This is a genomic window from Psychrobacter sp. JCM 18903, from assembly GCF_000586475.1.
Lineage (GTDB): Bacteria > Pseudomonadota > Gammaproteobacteria > Pseudomonadales > Moraxellaceae > Psychrobacter.
In genome coordinates, this window is the sequence record NZ_BAWJ01000043.1 from 1 (window position 1) to 3,779 (window position 3,779).

A 3,779-nucleotide genomic window follows, 5' to 3' on the forward strand; every position below is an offset into this window, starting at 1 on the left:
GCCAATTATTCCTCTCAAAGCTGCTATGCAATATGGGGTAAAAAGTTGCCTAACCTTTTTTATCCTACGTCATTCACTGCAATATGGCTGTGACATTATTCTAGAAATGTGTAGCTTAATGTATTAAAAAGCAAGAAATGCCAATATCATTTACCAAATAATCACGTTATTATTATTTATTAACAATCGCTCAAAAGATTTCAATCTGAATAATGAGAAAAAATAGGCAATAAAAAACCGTATCTCGTTGCTAAGATACGGTCATTAATTAGATATTAAGAAGTAGATTGCTTCGATTTATAAATGGGTAATCTTACGAATCGACAACTTCAAAACTAAGACCCGCATGCTCTTCTAAACGCGCCAGTAGATGATTACCCATGGCAGAGGCTGGTGTCCAAAAACCACCACCAATTTCTTCTTTGCTGATATCTTGTGCTAAGCATAACGCTGCTTGCGCTAGCATACGCGAGGTACTGCCGTAACCTGGATCTTTGTCACCCGTTACTTTCGTATTGATGGTGTCTTTATTAGCCGTTTCTCCAAAGAGGCGAATGTCAAAGTAGCCGTTTGCTTGCTCTTCTGCAGACGGACCAGAACCTGACTTAGGTAGCACGTGCTTAGCTAATAATTCACGGCTCGGTTTGACCATCATAGCAGTGGCAAATCCAAACAAGCCTGCACTCATTGCATAGCTTGATAATTGACCTTTCACACCATCTTGCATCCACATTGCTTCGTCATATTTAAAGTCACGACCATATTCATAGCCAAGCAATTGGTTGGTGCGATGCACGATACGGGTATTGATGCTAGCCATGACAAAAGGCGCAAGCCAGCGTTTGTGCTCACTATCGTATTCTGGCTTACTGACATTAGCTTGGCGCACGTTTGGCGCATCTTTATCATCATTGAGTAGATAAGGATTTGCTACCTGCTTACGACGTGACTTGTCCTTTCCAACTTCTTCAAAAATAGTCGCCATTGAGGCAATGGTGCCACCTGATAGACCGCCTTTCGCCGCTTTGACACGCATATGAATCACATTACAAGCGCGACCAAACTTCTCTTCTGCTTGGGTTTGGGTAAAGTAGACGCCCAAATCCGATGGAATCGAATCAAAGCCACACGAGTTGACAATACGAGCGCCGCTTTGCTTTGCCGCGTCCTGATACTTATCCATCATATCTTTGATAAAGATAGCTTCACCAGTGAGATCGACATAATCTGTCCCATGAGTGGTACAAGATTTGATCAGCGGCTCACCGTATTTGAGATAAGGACCGACGGTTGAAATGATGACTTGGGTTTGTTTGGTCATCTCATCAAGGCTGTCCGCATCGTCACTATTAGCAAGAATAATATCGACAGTGCTGCCAAGTTTAGATTGTAATTCGTTCAGTTTTGCTTCATCACGCCCAGCAATCGCCCACGTGACATCGGCGCCATCTTTGTCTTTAGTATTAGATAGAAACTCTGTTAAATAGTGTGCTGTAATTTGACCAACAAAGCTGGTTGCACCATATAAGACGACCGCGTAAGGGCGCTTTTCATCGCTGCGCTGTCGTGTATTGTTCGAGGTATCCGTATTGGTATTGGTATCCATATTTATTATCCTTAATAGCTATTTTGATGAGTCGTGTGACGTTTAAAATTTGTTGCCATTTAACAGTCAGATTTTGAAGTCTAATTTTTTGATAGCAATCAGGCAGATATATTAAAGTATTTTTGACCAGTAAAAATGACTTGTAAGTTACTGTTTATAGCAGATTATATGATGGAAATGTTGACGGCTAAGTAATAACTAACCATCTATACACATAACTCCCATAAAGAGATGAAAAAAAGGTTCGATGTTAAGATTTGCTACAAAGGTTACATAACCTACCGATATCATTACCAAAATGAACGTTTTCTAAAGATAAATATTGCTAATCTATGGTCGTAAGCAGTAATAATGGTTGAAAAACTAATAAGTATTAAAAAAACAAAAAGTAAAGAAAAAGGAGTTTTAGAGAGAGCAAGGTACTCATTAATAATAGTAGTTATGTCTTATTAATAATTGTCCATTGCATCAATCTAAATATCTGGTTTTCTAATAATAATTTTTAAGGAGAAGGTTATGTTTCGCTGGGCTATTATTTTTGCCGTGATCGCACTGTTAGCAAGTTTATTGGGTTTTGGCGGTGTCGCAGGATTGTCTGCTAATTTGGCATATATTTTCTTAGCAGTCGCTGTCATTTTATTTATTGTGGCATTTGTAAGCCGCAAGATGTAATTAATACCTGTAGATTATTAAATACCAAAATCCTCAATTGAGGACTTTTTTTTGGTATTTAATAATGTATTTACTAATAAAGGATTTTTATAAACATTATAAAAACAAACACATCACTATAAACGTTTCGGCTGGACTATGTGTTCCATCCGTTTCGCCAGACGAATATCATGCTGGTAATACCGCCAGTATCGCCAGTAGTTAAGCGCACCTCTACCACGTTATACGTGTTGCGCCATTCGGGATGATGCTCGAGCGCTTCGGCATGGAACGCTGCTTGATTCATAAAGCTTATGGCTTCGATGAAATCGCTAAAGTGATATGTTTTTACGATAGCATTGCCCTCGCGCTGCCAACCGGGCAATTCTTCCAGCTGCAAATTTACTTGCTTATCAGATAAACTACTCATATTAATCACCTTTATTATTATGTTGGTTTGGTTTATTAAAAACTATATCAGGCACTACATTGTAGCTGTCAAAGCTATTTTACGAAACTTCAATTCTATTTTTCAGTTATATCATTAACGCTATTACGTCACTGTAAAGACCTTTTGTTCTATTGCCATTATAGGCCAGAAAATCCGCCTATATTTGCTATCTTGCCATATATTCGAAGATAAATATACGAGGGCAGATAGCAAATAAATAGGAGGGTAGTAAGGTATTAACGCTTCAATTTTATTAGACAAGCTGAACCATAATAAATGCTTAAAATATTTCTAAAGAAATCGTGGTGCTTATTAGCATGCTACATTTTCTACGGCTTATTGCTAAGGAGTGGACTATAGCAAGTCTTGGTAATCAGGATGTTTGCTGATATATGACGAGACAAATGAGCACTGTGGTATCACTTTTTTATTCTGTTCACGAGCATAGTTGAGGGCATGCTTGACCAATGCTGAGCCAATACCGCGCCCGCCTAGCTCCTGAGGTACGATAGTATGATCATAAACTAATGTATCGTCACGCTCTTGATAGCTAATATAGCCAGTATAACCGTCAATAGAGGTTTCAAAGCGTTTAGCTTGTTCATCATGGGTAATGGTTAGGTTTTGTTCAGAGTTTTGATTTTTCATGGATATTCTCCGTTATTATTGATTATTATCGTTAAATATGGGGCTGTCCTAGATAACTAGTTCAGTTCTTGTTTAACCCATTGTTTAACCCATTGTTTTAGCTGATATAATTGACGTTTTGGTTCGCTGTAGTTAAAACGCCACTCACATTCCTTCAAAAACAGATGGAAATGCTCTTTTGGGATGCCATTATATTTACGCATATGACGCTTTGCTTGACTCCAAAAGTTCTCTATTCCGTTGATATGGTTTCTGTCTTGTGCAAACTCTTTTGAATGATTAATGCGGTAATGAGTGAACTCACTGACATCAAGTGCGTTGTAACTTCTAAAGGAGTCAGTACAAACAATACTATCAGGCTTTACTTTCTCCCTTATGATAGGAATTAAGGTATCGGCTCTGGCATTAGGGATAATACAAGCA

The 3,779-nt window shown here is 38.4% G+C and carries 5 protein-coding genes; 1 reads left to right on the top strand and 4 read right to left on the bottom strand.

Going from position 1 to position 3,779, the window contains the following annotated elements; translation table 11 throughout:
* Positions 1–313 precede the first annotated feature (313 nt).
* The gene (locus TT12_RS14800; RefSeq protein ID WP_201605969.1) at positions 314–1,606 is read right to left on the bottom strand and encodes a saccharopine dehydrogenase family protein; all 1,293 of its coding nucleotides are present in this window, start codon (positions 1,604–1,606) and stop codon (positions 314–316) included.
* 516 nt (positions 1,607–2,122) lie between these two features.
* Between TT12_RS14800 and TT12_RS14805 the strand changes: the two genes are divergently transcribed.
* Positions 2,123–2,278 (top strand): DUF1328 domain-containing protein, encoded by a 156-nt coding sequence (locus TT12_RS14805; RefSeq protein ID WP_021814049.1) that lies wholly within the window; start codon positions 2,123–2,125, stop codon positions 2,276–2,278.
* Between the two features lie 136 nt (positions 2,279–2,414).
* On the opposite strand, the gene TT12_RS14810 is transcribed toward TT12_RS14805, so the two are convergent.
* From TT12_RS14810 to TT12_RS14820, 3 genes are all read right to left on the bottom strand, one after another.
* Positions 2,415–2,687: a 4a-hydroxytetrahydrobiopterin dehydratase gene (locus TT12_RS14810; RefSeq protein WP_502685192.1), complete on the bottom strand. Its 273-nt coding sequence runs from the start codon at positions 2,685–2,687 to the stop codon at positions 2,415–2,417.
* Positions 2,688–3,062: 375 nt separating this feature from the next.
* The gene (locus tag TT12_RS14815; RefSeq protein ID WP_045456426.1) at positions 3,063–3,356 is read right to left on the bottom strand and encodes a GNAT family N-acetyltransferase; all 294 of its coding nucleotides are present in this window, start codon (positions 3,354–3,356) and stop codon (positions 3,063–3,065) included.
* A gap of 56 nt (positions 3,357–3,412) precedes the next feature.
* Positions 3,413–3,779, bottom strand: a 367-nt coding sequence (locus tag TT12_RS14820; protein WP_045456428.1) for an IS1595 family transposase, incomplete at its 5' end; no start/stop codon positions are given.